The organism is Yersinia pekkanenii, assembly GCF_001152565.1.
GTDB lineage: Bacteria > Pseudomonadota > Gammaproteobacteria > Enterobacterales > Enterobacteriaceae > Yersinia > Yersinia pekkanenii.
Genome location: NZ_CQAZ01000004.1, coordinates 60,338 through 82,241, shown reverse-complemented (window position 1 = coordinate 82,241; position 21,904 = coordinate 60,338). Strand labels below are relative to the sequence as shown.

The following is a 21,904-nucleotide window of genomic DNA, read 5'->3' as shown; positions in this document are numbered from 1 at the left end:
AAAACTGAAAATTCAGCGTTGCTGATACTGACGTTGGGCGTTAGCTATTCTTGCTTGCTGAGCCATTTCCACTGAAACGACACGGCGACCCACAGGCCATAAAGCGATAGCAGCAATTTTAAAATTGGCAATGCCGACCGGGATCCCAATTATGGTTATACACTGCACAATCCCGGTTGCGATATGTGATAAACATAGCCACCAGCCAAATAAAATAAACCAAACAATATTCAGTAAAGAACCGCCAGCGGTTATGAGAGCATTACTTTTTTCTGGGTATAATTCATTGACATGTATCGCCTCATTGCCATATGGAAGAAATGATAACTTGGTGATTTCCCAGCAAGAGCGGGTTAATGGTAAGGTGAAAATCAGAATAACGCTGACCACGGTTGCTAATAACCAGCCCAGCGTGGTGAAGAAACCACCTAAAACAAAATTAAGAATATTCAGTACAGTACGCATAGTGATTTATCTGCCTGGCTGAATGAAAAAACCGCAATGCGGATGAGTGATAACAAACGTTAACCATTCTATAACGTATAGGATGGGTTGGTTTCCTTTGTTAACTATCGGATACCGGTTGTTTAAACTCAATAATTTTATTTACACTCCATTATGTTATTTCTATTCACTTAATACGAGTTATGGCGCGCAGATATGGAACTTAAAGCGACATCCTTTGGCAAGCATCTGGCTCAGCACCCCTACAATCGGGTCCGCTTATTGAATGCTGGCATCGAAGTATGCGGTGATAAACATCAATACCTGATCCCTTTTAACCAGTTGGTTAATATTCAATGTAAACGCGGTATTGTCTGGGGCGAGCTGGAGTTTGAATTGCCGGACCAACAAGTTGTGCGTTTACATGGTACCGAATGGCAGGAAACACAACATTTCTATCAGTACTTACTGGGTATCTGGCAGCAATGGAGTGAGGAGATGAGCCAGGTTTGTGTTGAGGTTTTACATAAACAAGTGGCAGCAATTGAGCGGATTGAACAACAGGATAAATGGTTTAAACGCAGCGAGTTAGGGCAGGTACAACAGTCTATTCGCGAGGCTTTCGATTCACTACCGATGCCGGTGCAACGGCTAATGGAATTTGAATCCTGCCGGGCCGATTACTCGCTCTGTTTGCGTTGGTTGGATCAAGGTCGTCGCAGTGTTGAACATCGTAATCAACAATGGACTAACCGTATGCTAGTGGAATATCAAGACTTCTTCCACAGTGTAGAAACCTCGCCACTCAATGAATCACAACGCCGCGCAGTGGTTAACGGTGAAGACTCGGTGTTAGTCTTGGCCGGTGCCGGCAGTGGTAAAACATCTGTGCTGGTTGCGCGTGCGGGTTGGTTATTGCGCCGCAATGAAGCACTGCCTGAGCAGATTTTACTACTGGCGTTTGGCCGTCAGGCGGCAAATGAAATGAATAGTCGTATCAAGCAACGGTTGGGTGTAGCTGATATTCAGGCCAAAACCTTTCATGCTCTTGCGTTGCAGATTATCCAGCAAGGCAGCCGTAAAACGCCGGTGATCAGTAAACTTGAATCTGACAGCCAGGCCAGAAGGTCGTTGTTGATTAATCATTGGCAACAGCAGTGCAGCGAGAAAAAAGCTCAGGCAAAAGGGTGGCGTGAATGGCTAACTGATGAACTTGAGTGGGAGGTTGATGAGGGCGATTTTTGGCAGGATAAACGTCTGGCAGCCCGGCTCGCGGGGCGACTTGAACGTTGGCTAGGGTTGATGCGGATGCATGGCGGTAGTCAGGCTGAAATGATTGAACAGGCTGATGAAGAAGTGCGTGATCTGTTCCAAAAACGTATACGGTTAATGGCCCCGTTGTTGAAAGCATGGAAAACAGCGCTGAAGGAAGAGGGGGCTGTTGATTTCTCCGGGCTGATTCATCAAGCCGTAAACTTGCTGGAGAAAGGGCGTTTTGTCAGCCCGTGGAAGCATATTCTGGTTGATGAGTTTCAGGACATTTCGCCGCAACGTGCCATGTTGCTCGCCGCATTACGTAAACAAAATAAGCAAACTTGCTTGTTTGCGGTGGGGGATGACTGGCAGGCTATTTATCGCTTCAGTGGCGCAGAACTTGCTCTCACGACGGCTTTTAGCCAGAACTTTGGTGAAGGCGCTGAATGTACTTTGGATACGACCTATCGTTTTAACGGGAGTATCGGTGAGGTGGCTAATCGGTTTATTCAGCAAAATCCATATCAATTGAAAAAACCGTTGAACAGCTTGAGCAAAGGCAACAAAAAGTCAGTCATTATTTTACCGAACGAACAACTTGAAACACTGTTGGATAAGTTAAGTGGTTTTGTTAAGGATGATGAACGCATTTTGATTTTGGCTCGTTATCATCATTTACGGCCGGAAATTTTGCAAAAAGCAGCCACTCGCTGGCCAAAGCTAACCATTGATTTCATGACTATCCATGCCAGTAAGGGGCAACAGGCGGAGTATGTCATTATTGCCGGTTTGCATGACGGGGATGATGGTTTTCCGGCAATGGCCCGGGAGTCGATTCTGGAAGATGTCTTGTTACCGGCACCAGAAGATTTCCCAGATGCGGAAGAGCGGCGTTTACTTTATGTCGCAATGACTCGAGCGAAACATCAAGTATGGTTACTGCAAGATACCGCAAACCCCTCAGTTTTTGTGAGTCAGCTTAGCGAGTTAGGCGTTCCGGTTCAGCGTAAACCCTGATCAAATTTAGGGTAGCTTCACCTCTTGTTATCCTCGCCAGATATTAAGCCCGGTATTTATCATTACCGGGCTTAATGTTTACTTCAGTCGTTTTTCTAAGTAGCGCTCATAGTCAGGGATGGCGATGGTCACTTCGCCGCTGAACAAAGCTGAACTAATTAAGAAGTCGGCAGTAGAACGGTTGGTCGCTACTGGAATATTCCACACTGTTGCCAGGCGCAGCAGAGCTTTCACATCCGGATCATGAGGAACAGCATTAAGAGGATCCCAGAAGAAAATCAAAATATCGATTTTTTTCTCCGATATCAGCGCCCCCACTTCCTGATCGCCGCCCAGTGGACCACTGAGTAAACAGTGAACGTTAATATCTGTTGCTTTGTGTACCAGGTTTCCCGTGGTCCCAGTGGCATAAAGTTTGTGCTGAGACAAAAGGTCTCTGTTTTCCATTACCCATTCTAGCAACGACTTTTTGCAATGGTCATGGGATACAAGGGCAATATGCTTACATGCGGCCAGGGTGCGGGTCGTCAGTTCCATCAAAATATCCTTCAATAAGTGTCAGTGATTTGCTGACAGATTACTGAAATGGGGATTTTGTGCATAGCGGCAACGCAAAAAAATGCGAGGGAGCAAGCATAACCTGATGTTTAAGAACCGCGACAGCTTAACCAGGCTATTAGGTCGGTTATTTTTTTGCCTCTGATTGTTGTTTGGCGTCTGATTGTTGTTTAGAACCGGGCTGTTGTTTAGAACTTAATTGTTGTTTAGAGCCTGATCGTTGTTTAGACCATAGTAGAAAACGCTGTTGGGTTTCTGCATCGGCTTGCAGGAACCAATATTGCAGCATTTGCTCGGCGACATTCTCACCTTGCAAACGGGGTGTTCTCTGCGTGGTGTTAGTACCTGCAACGGTAATGGTAGTACCTGGTACGGCACTCACCGCTGAAGGCGGAATAGTAGCAAAAGAGGGGACTGAGGCACTGTATTGCCCAACGTTATACGCAGCCATGGCTTTTTCAAGTGTCGCGGTGGTGTCGATATCATCCTGATGTAATACATCATGGCGCACAGATAACGGGCGGCCATTATCATCAATAAGTTGATAGTCTGGGTTTTTAGAAAACTTACGCCCATCCCGCTCAGTATCAATAACCGGTAATTTTATGGCAACTGACTGCGTATTACGGGTATTAAATACCACGACGAGTGGCGGAGACACATACAATATTTTTGGATCTGTCGGCAGAGGTTTGGCAACTTTGAACAAGATTTGATGCTGACCGCTGTTTAACTCCAGGCTATCGGCTCCTTTTAGCAAGGATCCTGACATATTTTTGCCATCGACCACCAACAGGTCAATTTCCGGCGCAAGTTTTAAGGTTGTGGCTACCGCTGAGGCACTACAGCAAATGGCCAAAATCCCTGCGACCACTAAACCAAATTTCATGTGTTGCTCCAGAAGATGATACCCGCTTACATTGTTAGCCACGTTGGATTATGTGTCAAAATCTTTCCGTTTGCTCACATTTATTTACTTTTTGAAATGTTAGCTATGAAGATACTGTTTTTACCTTGATGAATTCTAAAGATAAAAAAACAATCTACCCGTTATTACTTCTACATCTATTAAACCAAATCAAGTAAGCAGCATTTATTCTCGTTTCTCAGCATGATGTACACTCAGATAATCGCCTAATATGGGTAAATCCATCCAGATTCATAAGGATCGGAAGATTCTTTAGCGCGTCAGAGGAACTGAAAAATGCACGATAAAAACATTGCTGACATTCTCCAACAGGTAAAAACAATTGCATTGGTCGGGGCAAGTGATAATCGATCGCGACCCAGCTATGGCGTTATGACTTATCTGTTACAGCAGGGGTACCAGGTCACGCCTATCAGCCCTAAATTAGCGGGGAAATCATTGTTGGGCCAGCAGGCTTATGCTGAACTGGCAGATATTCCTCATGCCATTGATATGGTGGATGTCTTCCGTAATGCAGAGGCTGCCTACGGTGTCGCACAGGAGGCTATTGCCATCGGAGCTAAAGTATTATGGCTGCAAATTGGTGTTATCAATGAGTTGGCGGCAATATTGGCCGCAGATGCCGGGCTAAAGGTTGTGATGGATCGCTGCCCGAAGATTGAAATACCGCGCTTGGGATTAGAGAAATAGCCCTGTTTTCTGCGTTGATAGGATCAAATTATTGGCAATAAAAAATACCCTGTCAGCGTGCCGCTCACAGGGTAACTATCTCATTACCCGACAGTAAAAGCCGGGTTTTATTGCCGGGAAGCAAAGCCTAGTTACGCAGGCGTGGGGCCTGTAACTGATGACGAATCGATGCAGCCAGCTCATCTAATGAAGGTTGCTCTGGGTGAGCATCGACATCTTCATAAGTTAGCTGTGCTTCAGCCAGATAAGTATGTACCGGTTGCCCCTCATCATCCTCAATGACCACGTGATACCAAGGTGACGAACGCAAAGTGTCGTTGTTTGCAACTTCATCAGGTGCCGGTGGCTGAAGAGAATATTCAGGATCGATATCAATCACCACACCCAAATAGCCATGTAGGCTGTGGCGGACCTGTTGCCCAATACCAAATTTGCTGGCGATCATGATAACCTCCTGAGAAACGTTATGTTGCTTTCTATATGAGGGCGTCGTAGGGCATTTCAAGTTACATTATCCGGCACGCGAATCCTTTCAGGTATAAACCTTCTGGATATGTCGCGATAACCGGGTGATCCGCAGCCTGCCGGAACTGTTCTATAAATTGTATATCATGGCCGGCATCTAATGCGGCATCCGCCAAAATTTTCTGGAATAAATCTGTTGGCATTAAACCAGAGCAAGAGAAACTCAATAAGATCCCACCCGGACGTAATAGCTGTATCGCTAACATATTGATATCTTTATAACCACGGCAGGCATTGGCCAGTTGGCTTTTGTTTTCTGCAAATTTCGGCGGATCCATAATGATCATGTCAAACTTTTCCCCTTGCTCGCGATAGTTACGCAGCAATTGGAACACGTCATCACGAATGAATTCGGCTTTACTCAGATCCAACTGGTTTAGTTCAACGTTTTGTTTGGCAATATCCAACACTGGTTGTGAGGTATCAACGCTGATCACTTGCTGGCAATTTCCCATCAATGCCGCGACAGCAAAGGCCCCGGTATAAGAAAAACAGTTCAGAACGCGGCGTCCATCAGCATAATTACGGGCCGCGAGGCGGCTATCGCGCTGATCTAAATAAAAACCTGTTTTATGACCCTGCTGAATATCGACCAACAGTTGCATACCATTCTCGCTAATCGGCAACAGCGCTGGCGGCATTTCGCCACAGACAGTTCCTTGGGTTAGTGGTAAGCCTTCTTTTTTACGCACTGACACATTCGAACGATCGTAAATAGAACATTCTGGATAGCATTGCTGTAACGCACTGATCAGTGTCGCCCGTTGATATTCAGCTCCGGCAGACAGCAATTGCAATACCAAGAAGTTCTGGAAACGGTCAATGGTGATACCCGGTAGACCGTCAGATTCACCGGCAACCAGACGATAACCATTCAAGCCATCGCGCTGGGCCAGAAAATCACGCCAGGTTTGCGCCCGTTGTAGACGGCGGACAAAGAATTCGCGGTCTATCACTTCATCTTGTTGGAACGTCCAGACTCGTGCCAGAATTTGTGATTCAGGAGAGTAGGCGGCACGGGCCAGCCAGCCACCCTGGCTATCAAGGATATCGATGGTTTCACCGGGAAGGACATTACCTTCAAGGCGTTGGACCGCCCCAGAGAAAATCCATGGATGGCGACGAAGTAAGGACTTTTCACGTCCTCTGGCAAGAAATAAGCGCATTATAATATTCTTTTTAAATCAAATGGTTAAAATTGATAAGTCATTATCAATCAAAATAAGGTCACAATCATATAGTAATATCATCCCACTCACTACCGCGACTATCCTGATACTTGGCTGTCATTTGGGCTGATTTGTGGCCGAGTAGGTGTTGGCGAACGCGTCACCTCAGAGCACCCATCCCCAGAAGCGAAAGTTGTCAGATGGAAAAAATTGTCCATAAAACAACAGACAAAATCATTCCCGACGTTTTATCGCCATGCTGATGTTATAGGGTGAATCACTCCGTTACGAGACTAAAACCTTATGCACCGCGCGTTCATCCGTAGGCCGGTGGGTTAACGGGTACGGGCTTTCATCTCGTTATCTCGTTTTAGCTCTTTAGCGTCTTCTTTTCGGTACTAAACTCGAGGATTCACCCTCCATGGCTATTTTGCGCAGTGTCCCGATAGTCCCTTGACATCCCCCAGCCAGAGGACCGTGGCGAATGTCAAATCGCGCCCGTGCGCTCACCCCCACGCAGGCGGCATAATGGTAGCTAGCGTATCAGGGAATTGTTTCCTGATATGGCTTGTCATCATATTTGATAATACCGTACTGTAGCTGAACGCTCCCTCCAGGCCCAGCAGGGTTTTCGCCTTCCTTGTGTCTCCGGCCAGAGTTAAGTTATAGGCTTTGAGAATCTCACCGTAATGAACATCTTCCAGGCTGCAGATTCATGCTGTTGTTATCGGTTAAGAGCGCGGCGGTGAGTTCATCGTCGATACTGGAAACGTTAAGGTTCCTGCAACTCGAATTATTTAGGGTATAGATTAGCGTATAGATGAGGAGTCAATATGCCAAAAGTATGCATTGCTGCGTATGTTTACGGAATCGTTCAAGGCGTCGGTTTTCGCTATAGCACCCAACGTCAGGCGCAGGAATTGGGCGTGACAGGTTATGCCAAAAATTGTGATGATGGCAGTGTGGAAGTGGTGGCCTACGGTGAGCAACAAGCCGTTGAACAGTTGTTGGCGTGGATTAAGCAGGGGGGGCCACGTGGTGCGCGGGTGGACAGCCTACTGACGGAGCCTTATCCTGCTTCCCCGTTTGAAACATTTAAAATTCGGTAATTAATCTACTGACCGTGCTGAAGCCGTGCTGTTATTCGTTAAATACATTTCACTGGCTTGGGTAATCCTGCAATTTTAGTTGCTTGTTTCGCTGGCCCTTTAGGAAATAAACGATATAGGTATCGGCTATTGCCTTTTTCTTCGCCATATTTTTGGGCCATGGCTTTTACCAGCATGCGGATAGCGGGTGATGTATTGAATTCCTGATAAAAAGCACGCACAAAACGCACCACTTCCCAGTGGGGTTCGGTGAGTGTAATGCCTTCCTGTTCAGCCAGTATGGGGGCTAAAGCCTCACTCCAGTCTGCGCTGTTTTTCAGATAACCTTGGGTGTCGGTATCAATAATCCGACCTTCAAACTCCAACATACAACCTCAGTGATTCAATCAGTGAAACGGCTGCTAATTTAGCAAACATTTGTCTATACCCCAAAGAGGTCTGTGCTGTTGTTCGTAAGATTTCATCTGCGTGATGGAAAAGAAACCGGTCGCTGTACAGCTAATCATCGTTCAGCATAACGGATGACGATTAATTCATCATTCGATAATCGGATGGCGACTTTTTGGCCGATTAAACACAAACAGGCTTTACAAGTGGCAGTGCTCTGTCTATAGTTCGGCTCGTTGCGGAGGGGTGGCCGAGTGGCTGAAGGCAACGGTCTTGAAAACCGTCGACGGGTAACCGTTCGAGAGTTCGAATCTCTCCTCCTCCGCCATTTTCTCTTAGTATCCTCATGTTTTTTCAGTATTTTCCCTAAAATAAATTATTCAGTATGCCCCTGACCGGGTTCACCTACTCATAACCAAAATAACCCATGCCTCCAATGTACTAACCATCCTGACAATTTGACTATGTAAAAGAAGCTCAGAATAGTCGCTGTAATTAATATGGTAATTACCAAAAAAGATTTCATTACCCTTCCTTGATTTGTGGGCTAGCAGTGGGCATGTCCTTATTACTGATTCTTAATTTTCCTTAAGCATCATAGAACGGATAGGTCGTAACACAAATACTGTAGATAAATACTGTAGATATAGCAGGGAAGAGAGTGTTCAGAATTCTGTGTCACATTATCGCATTATTAAGACGGCCCCTCAAAATAAATAGCTAACTGGAACAGTGTCAAATTCCAACTCTGGATCGGCATTGTCCATTTTCTTTGGGTATTCTGTAACCCTAAATAAAGTAACTTCAACAGGCTGTTTTAATTAGGGACGGTGCGTGGATCAATGCTGTTGATGGTTTCCGGGAACCCGGTCGAAGGTGCTGTTGCGGTCGTTCAAAAGGTTGAGTCATGTGCCATTCCTCTTTGCAAATACTTTAGTGGAATGACACCGTGTTGCTAATACTCTCCTTTTCTCGTCAAGACAGCCTCTGCTTGGGGAGTTTACTGACAATCATCGGCCAAAGATAATTGGCAGTAAACATGATTTCATCAGGCCAGCTCGGCTCTGGCGAGGAGCATGCTGCGCATGTCATTGCCGCTGGGGGTCTGATGGATACGCAGGTCAAACTCGCTAATGATCGCCAAGATATGGTCAAAAATGTCTGCCTGAATATTTTCATATTCCACCCATACCGTGGTATTGGTGAAAACATAAATTTCCAGCGGCAAACCTTCAGGTGTTGGGGCCAACTGGCGTACCATTAAGGTCATATTTTGATGGATCCCCGGATGAGCGCGTAGATAAGCCACCAGATAGGCACGCAGCGTCCCAACATTGGTCAGGCGGCGGCCATTGAGCGGTGAGTTTAGATCAATAGCAATCTGCTGATTATATTGGTTCAGTTCCTGTGTTTTCTCGCTGAGGTAGCGTGATAGCAATGGGTTGCGGTCAAGACGCTGTTGTTCCGGTTCGGACAGAAAATGCACGCTGGTAATATCAATATTGATACTGCGTTTGATGCGCCGGCCACCGGATTCCGACATTGAACGCCAGTTTTTGAAAGAGTCGGAAATCAGTGCATAAGTTGGAATGGTGGTGATAGTGTTATCCCAATTTCTTACTTTTACCGTGGTCAGGCCAATATCGGTCACTGCACCATCAGCACCGTATTTTTGCATCTCCAGCCAATCGCCAATTTTCAGCATATTGTTAGCAGAGAGCTGAATGCCTGCCACCAGGCCAAGGATGGGATCTTTGAATACCAGCATCAGTACCGCAGTCATCGCCCCCAAGCCACTGAGCAATAATAGCGGCGATCGACCCATGAGCAGTGAAATGATCATAATGCCGATAAATATCGCCGCCACCAACTTCACCCCTTGGAAGATGCCGCGCAGGGGCAATTGTTGAGTGACAGGGCTTTGTCGCAGCAGAGTTAGCAGCGTATCAAGCAGTGAGAACAGCGCCAGTAGTGCGAAGGCCATAATCCACACCTGTGCGGCGGTCACGATAACCGCTTGTGTTTGGCTGCCGTTTTGCAACCACAGCACTGCCTGGAGGTTGATGATTATCCCTTGCAACAATAGTGCGACTCGCTGAAAGAGCTTGTGCTGAGTGATAGCTTGCTGCCAAATGCGTTGCGACTGCTGGCCACGATGCTGGAGGGCGCGAAGAACCACGCGGTGTAGCACCAAATGGATTGCTACAGAAATCAATAAGATCAGCCCAATGACCATCATCAGTGACATCACATCGGAAAACTCTAGCCCCATCCGGGCTAACCATTGGCTTATTTGTTGTTGCATTACTGCTCCTTTAAGACATAGGCAAATAGCCCAATACAGCTAAAGTCTATTAGCCTAAAGGCAATGGGCCATGATGTGCGCCTGTTTACCCTTTTTTACATTGTGAATCAGTGGTTTTATCCCGAGTTGTCGTTTGAAGGAGGGAGAGGTCACACCATTGACAAACGGCCTATAGAGTGTCATCTCAATGGGCCGTTGGTGACTATTCGCAGTCTGCTTAATCCCGGCGATGCCTAAAAGAAAGTGTTAATCTCTTCTATGACGTCATAGTTATCATCAACCAGATAAAGTGTTTTCCATTTGTCGAATGTAATACAGGGATGGGAAGTGCCAAATATCAATATATCGCCCACTTTCAGATCTAAATCAGTGTCATATTTGACCATCGCATGCTGATCCATCAAATTCTCTGTGCGCATACTCGCTGATTTAAAGGGTATCGATTGCCCATTTCGATAGTGGGCGATAGGTTGTGGTAGCCCTGAGTCAAAGGCTGCATCTCGTTTACCAAAATTAACAATAGCTAAATGCGGTTCAGGCAGTGATTGGATATAGGCAACTAATTCCAATGCTGAGATCAGGTCTCCGCCTAATTCGCAGGCCAGTGGTTCACGTTGTCTTAATGATTGCTGTGCTTCGGCGTAGACCCCCCGATCATGCGTAATATAACAGCCGGGCCGGATAATATAACGAAAGTTGTCGGGCAGGGCGGCCTGTTGCATTTGACGACAGACAATATCGTACCAAACAGAACCTGCACCGGTTAATAACACATCAGATGTGTTATCGAAGCTATTTTCATTAAAAAGTCTACGGGTGATTGTGATGACTTTTTGAATAAAAGTTTCAATGACAGCAATATCGGCTGGCAAATCGTTGCTATGAATAATGCCTTCATAAAACTCGATACCCGATAATGTCAAACCGGGCAGCGTCTTAATCAATGCGGCAAGTTGGTAGGCTTCTTGCTCGGTTCGACAACCACAGCGGCCGCCAGGAATACCTAATTCAAGCAACACCTGCATTTTCTGGTTTTGTGCTGCAAAAAAATCGGATAATTGAATGGCATTATCCTGATGATCAACACAGCAGTAAATCGTGGCTGAGGATTGCTTGAGCAGTTCAGAAATCAATTTGATATTTGATTTACCGACTAATTGGTTAGCAATAATAATATTGGACACACCAGCGTCGAGTGCAACTTTAGCCTGATATGCCGTGCCAACACCTATTCCCCAGGCACCACCTTCTAGTTGGCGGCGAAATATGGCGGGTGTCATGGTAGTCTTGCCATGAGGCGCTAATGAGACATGGCTCTGGTTAGCATACTGCTGCATCCATCGAATATTATTGTCCAAAGCCTGAGTTTTTATAACTACCGCAGGCAAGCAGGTATCTTCATTGAGTATATTTATTTTACCCTCTGAGGAGGAAAACATCGCAGCAGCCTTATGTTCTGCGTTAATGGTTAATTTTTTATCAACGTGCATCTTATTCTCCTTAAAGGATCCGCCAGGGGGACTTTAATCTCTGGCGGAGAGCCGATGTTTTAGCTTATTTATTCGTGGCTGCTGTTTTTCCAGTGTTTTCTCGTTCATCGGTAATCATTTTCAGAACCTCTTCACGAGACAGTTTATTTTTAGGGGTTATCAGTGTCACGATGACAGCAGCAACCAGGCTGACAACCAATGAAGGAATAACAGGGTTACCCAGTGTATTAGACCATTGCGGTATTAGGATCACCGTCAATGAGGTCAAACTGCCCCCAAGCAGGGCCGCAATACAGCCCTGCCAGTTGAACCGATGCCAGAATTTACCCAGTAAAACGGTAATACACATACCAGACATAATCATCGAAATCATTTTAGTAATATAGCCAATGATATCGTTGGATGTCAGTGCGAAAATTAATGCCAGGGAGATAACGCCCAGCAGGAAAATACGAGATAGTGTAATGGCTTTCTCTGGCGCTGGCATTTTGCCGGTGATCATGGTGTAAATATCACGCAGTATAATTGATACCCCGGCAATAGCATCTGAACTACCGGAGGACATATTGGCCGACATCCCTGCGATAAGAACTACCATTGCTAATACATGTGGTAGGGCATTTGTCGCGTATAAGAAGGCAAAACTACTATTCTCGATATTTGGGTTCATCACATTGGTCGCCATACCGATAATGGCTGGCAGGAAGGAGAATCCCATATATAAAACGCCGGTGATAACAAAAGATTGCCGCACCGCTTTGGTTGACGCCGCCGAGTAAATACGTTGACGGTAAGACGGCGTCGCTAATACCCCAATCCCAATAACAACAGCCAATGAAATTGCTGGCATGAGCCCCATTTTGCCAATACCAAAGAGGGTATAGGCTTTAGGGTCAGTATGTTCGACCACCACATCCCAACCGCCGACATAGCTAACTGACATCACTGCCAGCACAATAAACCCGCAGAATAAAATAATAGACTGGAGTGTATCAATCCAAGAGACCGCTTTATAACCACCGATCCCCACATAAAAAATAAAACCAACAGCAATGATCACTTTTGCGGTATTAATATCGATATTCGCCGCCCAGGCAAGATACAGACCGCCACCCAGAATATGTGCACCCAGCCAACCGATAGATGCTAAAAAGATCAGGATTGCCACCAGGTTTTTAACAATCTTACTGCCACCGACGTAATAGCAAATTTCTTCACTCATCGTCATGAAGCGGAAGTTTCTTACCGGGGCAAATAACCAGGCAGTTAATAGAATACCGGTGGCGCCACCAAGACCATATAACATTCCCGCCCAACCATTTGCGTAACCAAAACTGACCGCGCCAATACTTGATCCGGTGCCTACCATTGTGCCGACGGTAGAACCCAGCGTAAGTAGCATCGGCATTTTTCTACCGCCGAGGATAAAGTCTTCACCGGTTTTTTGATGGCGCGTGACATACCAGCCAACCGTCATCATACAAACAGCATAGAGAAAAAACCATATTAAGAAATTATTGTTTTCCATAATATATCCTTATTAATCAATTGCATGATCAACATTTAGTCTTCATTTTTGGATTGAAGCAGGTGATATCGACTTCAACCATGCAATCGACAACCAGATCGGCTACGCAGCAGACTCTGGCGGGAGGATGCTCAGCGAAAAATGATTGGAATACCTTGTTAAATGAGGAGAAGTAGCGAGCATCGGTCAAGAATACTTTCATATGAACAATGTCTTCTTTGGCAAAACCGGCTTCGATCATAATGTCCAGGCAGTTCTGAATCGCCAGTGTTGATTGAGCAATTATTCCGCCGTCGATAACCTCGCCATCAATCATGGGGGTTTGCCCAGAGACATATAACCAACCGTCGGCAGCGACCGCTTTGGCAAAAGGTAATGTTTGTCCGCCAGTGCCTTTAGAACCTTTCACACCGTATCTTTTAATCATTTGATTCCCCTGGTTTATTTGTTGTTATCTTTCGCTAAAAATCGGCCAGCACGTTGGCCTGTCATGGTTTTCTGGTGGTAGGTCAGCACACCATTCACAAACACATATTCGATACCTTCTGCTTTTTGTTTGGGGTGCTGGAAGGTGCCGCTTTCGTTGATTTTTTCAGCATCAAAAATCACCAAATCAGCAAAATAGTTTTCTTTAACCAGCCCACGTTGCTTTAACGCGAAGCGCTTTGCTGACATGCCGGTCATCTTGTAGATAGCCGTGGTCAGGGGGAATAGCTTCTCGTCACGGCTGTAATAACCGAGTACGCGCGGGAAGGTGCCCCATAACCGTGGATGCGGATTGGGATCACGCGGCAACCCATCAGAGCCAACCATTGAACTGGAATGTTTTAATACCCGACGAACATCGGCTTCATCCATTTGGAAGTAGATAGCGCCAGCGGGCAGCATTTTTTCTGCCGCCAGAGAGATACTCACTGACCATTGCGCTGCAATTTCTTTGAGGGTTTTCCCTGCCATTTCAGGATGGCTGTCAGACCAGGTAATAAGAATATCGTAATCTTCAGTGACTTGAGTTAAATCCAAATTGGAGGAACCCGCGCGATAAGGGTAACAATCACAATTGATATCTTGTTGTTGTCGGTATTTATCGATTAAGGCCAGGGTTTCTATGGTGCGCCCCCAGTTTTTAACACCCGCACATTTATGATGGGAGATCTGAACCGCTACTTTTGCATGACGGCCCACTAGAAATGCTTCATCCATTGCATCAAGGATGCCGTCATATTCAGTGCGCATATGGGTGGTATAAATGGCTTGATAATCAGCCAGTAACTCGGCTAATGAGCAGATCTCTTCAGTTGATGAATTGATCGCGTTGCCATAGGATAAACCGGTACTCAGCCCTAGCGCCCCTTGCTCCAAGGCTTTGCTCAGCACGTTGCGCATTTCAGCAATACTTTTTTCATCTGCGGGTTCGAGTAAGTTTTCAACGCAGTTGTTTCTTAATGTGGTATGGCCAATCAGTGTTCCGACATTAACTGAGGGGACAACCTCGGCAATTTTTTGCTGATAAGCGGCTAAGTCTGGATAAGTGAACTCTTCGAGCTGACCTAATAGATTAATAGGGTCAGGGACTTCATTCTTAAGAGTTGCACAGACAGCGCTGATACCACAGTTCCCGACAATAATACTGGTGACACCTTGAGAGGTTTTTTCAATATATTCGGGTTGTTTAATCACGATCAAATCATCATGAGTATGAACATCTATAAATCCCGGTGATAATACAAGCCCGGTACAGTCAATAATATGTTCTGATGGATCATTAATCTGAGGGGAAATTTTGACGATACGATCGTCTTTGATAGCAACATCGGCAATATATTCGGCATGCCCTGAACCATCAATAACCATGGCGTTTTTGAATAAATAATTATATTCCATACTTATTCCTCGAAATATAGGGTTAGATAAGCTTAAAAAAGCTAATTTTTTTTTGCGTTCTGATATGACGCAATAAATGCTAATGCTTTTGATTTTGTTATTTCTGCTGATTGGCCAGCTCGGTAAAGATCACTACCAAGTCCTGCACCGACACATCCTGCCTGCATATATTCAGCCAAATTATCAGGGGTCACACCGCCAACAGCAAAAACCTGTATCTGTGGTGGTAAGACTGACTTCAATGCCCGGATATAATCGGGACCAAAAACGCTGGAAGGAAACAGTTTTATTTTGCTGGCACCTGCGGCAATAGCGATGAATGCTTCAGTTGCGGTTGCACATCCGGGTAAAATTTCCATACCATATTTAATCGCTTGCTTAATAACATCAGAATTAGTATTAGGTGTGACAATCAACCTACAGCCTAATTTAGCGAGTTTATCCACGCTGATGACGTCAAGCACAGTACCTGCACCAATAAGCGTTTTTTCACCATAGTTTTTTACCGCGATAGCAATACTGGTTGCCCAATCAGGGGAATTGAGAGGGATCTCAATTGCATCAAATCCAGCGTCAATTAATATTGGGATATGTATATCGACTTCCTTAGCGGTGATACCCCTAAGGATGGCTACAAGTGGTGTTTTCATTAGATTCCCCAGTAAAAATAATTAATCAGTGATGGTCTATGACGCTTTTTTGAATAATATTCGGAATTTTTTCTTTCATTAGCTCTATGGCACCTATTCCTGAGAATGGGCTGTTTGGATCTTCATTAATAAGAATCACTTCCCCGGTGAAGGACGCATCTTGTTTAATTAATACGGCAAGCGCTTCTTTCATAATGGCTTTACCGCTAATAATGACAGTGATATTTTTCTGTAACGCTAACGCTTCACTGTTTTTGATCGCTAATAGATCTGAATACAGCGCGGCACCTAACAGAAAGTTGGCCTTTTGATTAGTGGATGCTGCGGTAAATAAATCTAGAATCCGTACAGAAAAGCAGCTACGTGCAATACCGACCTGTTGGCAGGCGGTGGCACCTTTAAGGAGATATTCAATATCCAGCTCATTGGCAAATTGATGATGGAGTGAATTGGCTAAAATGGTTTGGTTTGTTAATACATCTAATAACTCACCGGCCATGGTGGTGGCAGAACTGACAATTTGGTGTTTTTCGTCTATGTGAATAAACTTTGAGTGAGATCCCGGTAAAATGATTAATGCAGGTCCGTCAACTTTATGTTGAGAAAGTAGGCCGAAGGTTTCAACTTCTTCACCACGCATGACATCCATCATTTCATAATTATGCAGCCCAATATCAGCAACACTATTTTTGACACCCGGTATAAACCAAATGGGATGTGGGCTAATTTCAGGGAGGGTTTTGGATATTGTGCCTCTAGCCAGAGTCTTCAGGGAAACGGGTACGGTTAAGTGAGGAAGATGACATAATCCAACCTCGGAGGTGATCATACCTGAAGCCACGATAATTTGTGGCAGGGTGGGGCCATCCTGGATTTGGCCAAGAGCCAAATCCAATGCTTTTTTGATTCCTTTTATTAACCTGTCCTGATTTCCTGTTTTTACCGTGTCGCGAATGCCGACAGCTTCACAGGCATTTGCTATGACAGTTCTGCCTTTCCATATTCTTACTCTGGTGTTAGTCGTACCGGAGTCGATGGTGACAATAAGCATGTTTTTTCCTTAACCAGAACCAAAAATCAAAATTAATAAATTGGAATGACATTCCGTTTTAAATACAGTAGATCCAATTATAAGGAATGTCGTTCCGATTTTATCAATAAAGAGAGGTAGATCACAGTTAAGACCATTGATGATGTTTGTCTGTCTGATAAGGGCAGGTACAATAAACGATGATTTTTAAACAGGAGCACGATGATGCCCAAGAGCGATAGCACCAACTCTTCCAATATCGATAAGGTGTTAACCATTCTGGAAGAGATTAGCGAACACTCTGATGGAATATCATTAGCCGAATTGGTTAAACACACGGGGATCCCTAAAACCACTGCGTTTAGGATATTAGAGACGTTAAAAGAACGGCAATATGTTGCATTAGATGCGATAACTGAACGGTATATTTTGGATCTTAAAAGCCTGGAGCTAGGCATGAAAGGATTGATGAATATCAACCTGGTTGAGGTTGCTATCCCTTATCTAAAAAAGCTCTCGGCGAAAACATCAGAAACCTGTTTCCTGGGCGTTTATAGCAGTGGTTTTGTCGTCTATCTATATAAAAATGAAGGGACACTGTCGATTCAAACTAATGCGAAATTAGGTGCGCGTCTGCCCGCTTATTGTACGGGTATTGGTAAGGCGCTGTTGGCTTTCCAACCCTTGGAAGAGATTGATTGCGTGCTGGGTAAGCCACTGGCCCGCATTACAGATAAAACCATTATCGATCGGGTAAAACTGTATGAAATATTGGCCGATATTCGTTTGAAAGGTTATTCCGTCGATGATGAAGAAAATGAAGAGGGCCTGACTTGTATTGCGCGGCCGGTATTTAATTATACAGGCAATATTATTGGTGCAATCAGTGTTGCGGGCCCGACCCATCGAATGACACAAAAAATGGATAGGGTGAATGATGAGCTGGAACAAGTTTGCTCATTGATTTCACGGCGGTTGGGTTGCGTATCATCATAAATTAGAATAATTATGCGACTAAATGAGTAGATGGCTATTTGCTGGTTTAAGGTCGCGCTTTTAGGGGGTCAGATCGCGCGCCCTAAAAGCTCAACTCGTTTATTTGACGTGGTCAGTTCCCGACACTGGCTCAGTGCGTATTGCCTGGCCGTGTTCATCAAACACCAGAATATGATGGCAGGAAGCACCGATAGTCACCTCTTTACCAACGGTAAGTTTCAGTTGATAGGGGACTTTCATTTGCAGCGTACCGTGCTCCGCTGAATTAAATAGCACTACAGTGGAGTCACCCTGCATTTCGGTGATGTCAGTCTTCACCACCAGAGACAGTTCGGTACCGTCAGTTAAGGAAAAGTGTTCGGGGCGGATGGCTAACGTCAGTGGGGCCCCCACCGGCAGGTTTAGTTTCGCCAATCGTGGAATAAACGTACTGAGCCCATTAATATTAACGTAGCCAGCCTGCTCATAAACTGCGTTAAATAGGTTTATTTTAGGCGCACCGATAAAACCGGCGACAAATATATTGGCCGGATGGTTATAAACCTCCTCAGGGGTTCCTATCTGTTCTATTCTTCCCTGATTCAAAATCACGATCCGGTCCGCCAGTGTCATGGCTTCTATTTGGTCATGAGTGACATATATTGTGGTTTTACCCAAGCGCTCATGCAGTTTGCCAATTTCCTGTCGCATCTGGATACGCAGTGAGGCATCAAGGTTAGATAAAGGCTCATCAAATAAAAACACGTTGGCACAACTGACAATGGATCGACCAATAGCCACGCGCTGACGTTGGCCACCGGATAAATGCTGTGGTAGGCGCTCAAGATAATTATCCAGTTGCAGAATACCTGATGCATTGGCAATTCTGGCAGCGATTTCTGGCTTTGGAATTTTGATATTTTTAAGGCCAAATGCCAAATTCTCACGCACCGTCATATGGGGGTAAAGTGCATAAGATTGGAATACCATAGAGACACCGCGCGCACCGGCATTCGTATGGGTCACATCTTTATTCTCTATTTTAATTTCACCGCTGTTAACTTCCTCCAGACCGGCGATCATTCTTAATAACGTGGATTTTCCACAGCCAGAAGGGCCAACCAGGACAATAAACTCTTTTGATGCAATTTCAAGATTGACGTTATCAATGGTTTTAATTTTATCATAGTACTTCACGACATTTGCGAGAGAAACGCTAGCCATTATATGCTCCAACAATATGCTGTAACTTATTCTCGCGTTTAGCAAATACGCAAGATAGATTGAATTGGTTTTTAACGTTCAGGTCATTCATTTTTGTAACAGTTGAGTCAATTGCGCGATTTTTTGCTCCAGCAGATTGATATCACTGCGGGTTTCAATATTTAAACGCACCAGTGGCTCAGTGTTCGATGCGCGGATATTAAAGCGCCAGCATTCAAACTCCATACTCAGGCCATCAATTCCGGTGATATTGATGGCGCTATCGGCATAAAACTGTTTTATTTGCTGAATTTTGGCTACCGGATCGTCAATGGTGAAATTAAGCTCGCCCGATACTGGGAACAGTGCTTTGCGGGATTCAATTAATGAAAATAGTGATGTTTCTCTGTGTGACAGTAATTCAATCACTAATAACCAAGGGATCATACCGCTATCGCAGTAGCCAAAATCGCGGAAATAGTGGTGGGCGCTCATTTCCCCGCCATAGATAGCATCATGGTGGCGCATAGCGTCTTTAATAAAAGCATGGCCGGTTTTAGATTCGATCGCGGTACCATTCAGTGACTGTACAATATCTATGGTATTCCAGATCAATCTGGGATCGTGGATTATTTTCCCCGTACTGTGGGCTATTTCCCCGCTATTTTTGGCTATTTTCTCGGTATTGTTGGCGTGCAGGAACCTTTCCGCCAGCACGCCAACAAGGTAATAGCCTTCAATGAAATGACCAAGGTGGTCGAAGAAGAAGCAACGGTCAAAATCCCCATCCCAGGCAATCCCTAGATCCGCTTGATGTTCACATACCGCTTGTCGGGTTGACCACTGGTTTTCCGCTAACATCGGGTTTGGGATGCCATTGGGGAAGCGGCTATCCGGTTGATGGTTAATTTTAATAAAACTGACCGGCACCTTGTGTTTGGCCATTAGCGCTTCCAATGCATCAAGCGTTGGGCCAGCTGCGCCATTGCCAGCATTAACCACAATTTTCATTGGTTTTAATGTAGTCAGATCGATATAGCTTAATAAGTGCTCAATATAGTGTTCGCGAACGCACTGGGTTTCGAGCTGGCCCTTGACTGCCGAGGGGAGAAAATGATTATCCTGTGCCAGCTTCTGAATCTCATACAACCCATTATCACCGCTAATGGGTTGCGCATCTTTTTTAACGAGCTTCATCCCGTTATAGTCAATCGGGTTATGGCTGGCGGTCACCTGAATTCCGCCATCGACACCATAAAAGCGGGTGGCAAAATAAACTTCCTCAGTGCCAACCATGCCGATATCAATCACATCAGCTCCGCCATCCATTAACCCTTTTGCCAATGCGTTTTTTAAAGCGGCACTGGTGGCCCTGGCATCTCCGCCGACCACCACTTTTGCTGGTTTTAACCACTGGCAATAGGCGCGCCCGATTCGATAGGCTATCTCTTCGTTCAACTGCGTACCGAGTTTTCCCCGAATATCGTAAGCTTTAAAACAGGTTAATTTTTCCATTTCCTTTCCATCTGATTATGCAGAATCACGAACGATAAGTTCAAAATCTAAAGATATGTCACGGGCCAATTGGCCAGAAATAAGCGCTCTCGCAGCTTCTCGACCTTTCAAAACAATAGGTTGACGAATAGTCGTTAAACCAATGGGAGGATCCTGAATGTCGATATCGTCAAATCCGGTAATCGCAATCTGGCCGGGTACTGAAATATTGTGGCTTTGGCAAAACTGATAAACGCCGAACGCAAAACGGTCAGATAAACAGATAATGGCCGAGATATCCGGCTGCGCTGCCAGTAACGCTTTGGCCGCAGTTTCTCCGCCAGCTTCACTGTGCGGCTGTTCGGCCACATAGCTGGTGTGTAAATCAACTCCGGCGGTAGCCAGTGCCTTGATACAGGCGTTAATTCGCCCGAAGGCCACCCCGTTATCATACTCAGTAGAGAATTGAGCCAGAGATGACAGCACGTCGGGCTGCCTGTTCACCGGGAAAGAGACAATACCGAACTTTTTATGTCCGGCTGCCAGCAAGTGGTGGCAGATGGTTTGCATCGCGGCCCCGTCATCTATCGAAACACAGGCGAAACTCTGGAGTTTGATATCGGTGGTAATCACCGGTAGCCCGCTGGTTAATGCCGCCTGAACAATTTCGTCATTGTTATAGGTCGCATTTAAAATATAACCATCTACCAGGGCGCCCATCATCCGCTTTTTTAGCGCGTTATTCGCTTTTAACGGCATTAAAGCGATATTAATGCCATTCTTTTCACACTCTTCGGCAATGCCACGCATCAACGCAATATCATGTCGATCAGAGAAAACATAACTCAGGTTGTCGTTAAATATGACACCGAGTGTCCCGCATTGCCCGGTCCGCAGAAAGCGCCCAGCCCCCGCAGGACCGTGATAATTGATCGATTCGGTGTAGGCTAAAATTTTTTCTCGTAATTCAGGTGATACTTTTTCCGGCCGATTAAACACATTCGAGACAGTGGTATGTGTCACGTTAAGCGCCTCAGCTATTGTTTTAAGCGTTTCTCTTTTCTTACTTGTGGTCATGTTAAAATCTCCGGGAAGAAGAATGAATCAAATTGCCTGTATCAGATCCTCCTCCATGTGAAATGATCAAACCCACAGCTTACTAACTGCATGCTACATCAATTTTAACGTTAAAATTTGAATGAATGTCACGATTTTAACGTTAAACTTAAAATGATGAGATGTGAAATACCTCACATCATTATGG

The 21,904-nt window shown here is 45.2% G+C and carries 21 protein-coding genes and 1 tRNA gene; 5 read left to right on the top strand and 17 right to left on the bottom strand.

The genetic code is table 11. The features are described from left to right. Positions 1-12 precede the first annotated feature (12 nt). Positions 13-465, bottom strand: coding sequence for a YccF domain-containing protein (locus AEP37_RS03055; RefSeq protein WP_049609669.1), 453 nt, complete (start codon positions 463-465; stop codon positions 13-15). 195 nt (positions 466-660) lie between these two features. Here AEP37_RS03055 and helD point away from each other — a divergent pair, with 195 nt between their 5' ends. Continuing rightward, positions 661-2,715, top strand: a complete 2,055-nt coding sequence (gene helD / locus AEP37_RS03050) for a DNA helicase IV (RefSeq protein WP_049609666.1) — start codon at positions 661-663, stop codon at positions 2,713-2,715. A gap of 78 nt (positions 2,716-2,793) precedes the next feature. On the opposite strand, the gene AEP37_RS03045 is transcribed toward helD, so the two are convergent. Further along, the gene (locus AEP37_RS03045; protein ID WP_049609663.1) at positions 2,794-3,252 is read right to left on the bottom strand and encodes a methylglyoxal synthase; all 459 of its coding nucleotides are present in this window, start codon (positions 3,250-3,252) and stop codon (positions 2,794-2,796) included. Between the two features lie 148 nt (positions 3,253-3,400). After that, on the bottom strand, positions 3,401-4,162 hold the full coding sequence (locus AEP37_RS03040) for a DUF2057 family protein (RefSeq protein WP_082170665.1): 762 nt from the start codon (positions 4,160-4,162) through the stop codon (positions 3,401-3,403). 315 nt (positions 4,163-4,477) lie between these two features. On the opposite strand from AEP37_RS03040, the gene AEP37_RS03035 reads away from it, so the two are divergent. Continuing rightward, positions 4,478-4,891, top strand: coding sequence for a CoA-binding protein (locus AEP37_RS03035; RefSeq protein ID WP_049609658.1), 414 nt, complete (start codon positions 4,478-4,480; stop codon positions 4,889-4,891). A 127-nt stretch (positions 4,892-5,018) separates the two neighbouring features. On the opposite strand, the gene hspQ is transcribed toward AEP37_RS03035, so the two are convergent. The 3 genes from hspQ to AEP37_RS27845 form a co-directional block, all read right to left on the bottom strand. Further along, the gene (gene hspQ, locus AEP37_RS03030; protein WP_049609653.1) at positions 5,019-5,336 is read right to left on the bottom strand and encodes a heat shock protein HspQ; all 318 of its coding nucleotides are present in this window, start codon (positions 5,334-5,336) and stop codon (positions 5,019-5,021) included. A 61-nt stretch (positions 5,337-5,397) separates the two neighbouring features. Next, positions 5,398-6,588, bottom strand: coding sequence for a 23S rRNA (cytosine(1962)-C(5))-methyltransferase RlmI (gene rlmI / locus AEP37_RS03025; RefSeq protein ID WP_082170664.1), 1,191 nt, complete (start codon positions 6,586-6,588; stop codon positions 5,398-5,400). 503 nt (positions 6,589-7,091) lie between these two features. Then, positions 7,092-7,208: a hypothetical protein gene (locus AEP37_RS27845; protein ID WP_408068319.1), complete on the bottom strand. Its 117-nt coding sequence runs from the start codon at positions 7,206-7,208 to the stop codon at positions 7,092-7,094. Between the two features lie 210 nt (positions 7,209-7,418). Here AEP37_RS27845 and yccX point away from each other — a divergent pair, with 210 nt between their 5' ends. Then, positions 7,419-7,694, top strand: coding sequence for an acylphosphatase (yccX, locus tag AEP37_RS03020; protein WP_049609646.1), 276 nt, complete (start codon positions 7,419-7,421; stop codon positions 7,692-7,694). A gap of 38 nt (positions 7,695-7,732) precedes the next feature. Here the strand turns inward: yccX and tusE are convergent, their stop codons facing one another. Next, a complete protein-coding gene (gene tusE / locus AEP37_RS03015) occupies positions 7,733-8,062 on the bottom strand; it encodes a sulfurtransferase TusE (protein ID WP_049609641.1) in 330 nt (109 codons plus the stop codon). A gap of 259 nt (positions 8,063-8,321) precedes the next feature. Between tusE and AEP37_RS03010 the strand changes: the two genes are divergently transcribed. Continuing rightward, positions 8,322-8,409 (top strand) — tRNA-Ser (locus AEP37_RS03010). Positions 8,410-9,129: 720 nt separating this feature from the next. On the opposite strand, the gene AEP37_RS03005 is transcribed toward AEP37_RS03010, so the two are convergent. The 7 genes from AEP37_RS03005 to AEP37_RS02975 form a co-directional block, all read right to left on the bottom strand. Continuing rightward, positions 9,130-10,386, bottom strand: a complete 1,257-nt coding sequence (locus tag AEP37_RS03005; RefSeq protein WP_049609637.1) for a mechanosensitive ion channel family protein — start codon at positions 10,384-10,386, stop codon at positions 9,130-9,132. A gap of 233 nt (positions 10,387-10,619) precedes the next feature. Then, positions 10,620-11,876, bottom strand: a complete 1,257-nt coding sequence (locus AEP37_RS03000; protein ID WP_049609634.1) for an amino acid deaminase — start codon at positions 11,874-11,876, stop codon at positions 10,620-10,622. Positions 11,877-11,940: 64 nt separating this feature from the next. Continuing rightward, positions 11,941-13,404: a sodium:solute symporter family protein gene (locus AEP37_RS02995; protein WP_049609632.1), complete on the bottom strand. Its 1,464-nt coding sequence runs from the start codon at positions 13,402-13,404 to the stop codon at positions 11,941-11,943. Positions 13,405-13,432: 28 nt separating this feature from the next. Then, positions 13,433-13,831: a RidA family protein gene (locus tag AEP37_RS02990; protein ID WP_049609629.1), complete on the bottom strand. Its 399-nt coding sequence runs from the start codon at positions 13,829-13,831 to the stop codon at positions 13,433-13,435. A gap of 14 nt (positions 13,832-13,845) precedes the next feature. Beyond that, positions 13,846-15,288, bottom strand: coding sequence for an N-acyl-D-amino-acid deacylase family protein (locus tag AEP37_RS02985; RefSeq protein WP_049609627.1), 1,443 nt, complete (start codon positions 15,286-15,288; stop codon positions 13,846-13,848). A gap of 41 nt (positions 15,289-15,329) precedes the next feature. Continuing rightward, positions 15,330-15,938, bottom strand: a complete 609-nt coding sequence (locus AEP37_RS02980) for a 2-dehydro-3-deoxy-6-phosphogalactonate aldolase (protein ID WP_049609623.1) — start codon at positions 15,936-15,938, stop codon at positions 15,330-15,332. A 25-nt stretch (positions 15,939-15,963) separates the two neighbouring features. Further along, complete coding sequence (locus AEP37_RS02975) at positions 15,964-16,989, bottom strand: 2-dehydro-3-deoxygalactonokinase (RefSeq protein ID WP_049609619.1); 1,026 nt, start codon at positions 16,987-16,989, stop codon at positions 15,964-15,966. Between the two features lie 201 nt (positions 16,990-17,190). Here AEP37_RS02975 and AEP37_RS02970 point away from each other — a divergent pair, with 201 nt between their 5' ends. Next, positions 17,191-17,964 (top strand): IclR family transcriptional regulator, encoded by a 774-nt coding sequence (locus AEP37_RS02970; protein WP_235801356.1) that lies wholly within the window; start codon positions 17,191-17,193, stop codon positions 17,962-17,964. Between the two features lie 99 nt (positions 17,965-18,063). Here the strand turns inward: AEP37_RS02970 and AEP37_RS02965 are convergent, their stop codons facing one another. From AEP37_RS02965 to AEP37_RS02955, 3 genes are all read right to left on the bottom strand, one after another. After that, positions 18,064-19,167 (bottom strand): ABC transporter ATP-binding protein, encoded by a 1,104-nt coding sequence (locus AEP37_RS02965; RefSeq protein ID WP_049609611.1) that lies wholly within the window; start codon positions 19,165-19,167, stop codon positions 18,064-18,066. An 87-nt stretch (positions 19,168-19,254) separates the two neighbouring features. Continuing rightward, on the bottom strand, positions 19,255-20,661 hold the full coding sequence (locus AEP37_RS02960) for a phosphohexomutase domain-containing protein (protein WP_049609609.1): 1,407 nt from the start codon (positions 20,659-20,661) through the stop codon (positions 19,255-19,257). A gap of 15 nt (positions 20,662-20,676) precedes the next feature. After that, entirely contained in the window at positions 20,677-21,717 is a 1,041-nt protein-coding gene (locus tag AEP37_RS02955; RefSeq protein WP_049609607.1) for a LacI family DNA-binding transcriptional regulator, read from the bottom strand. Between the last annotated feature and the right edge of the window lie 187 nt (positions 21,718-21,904).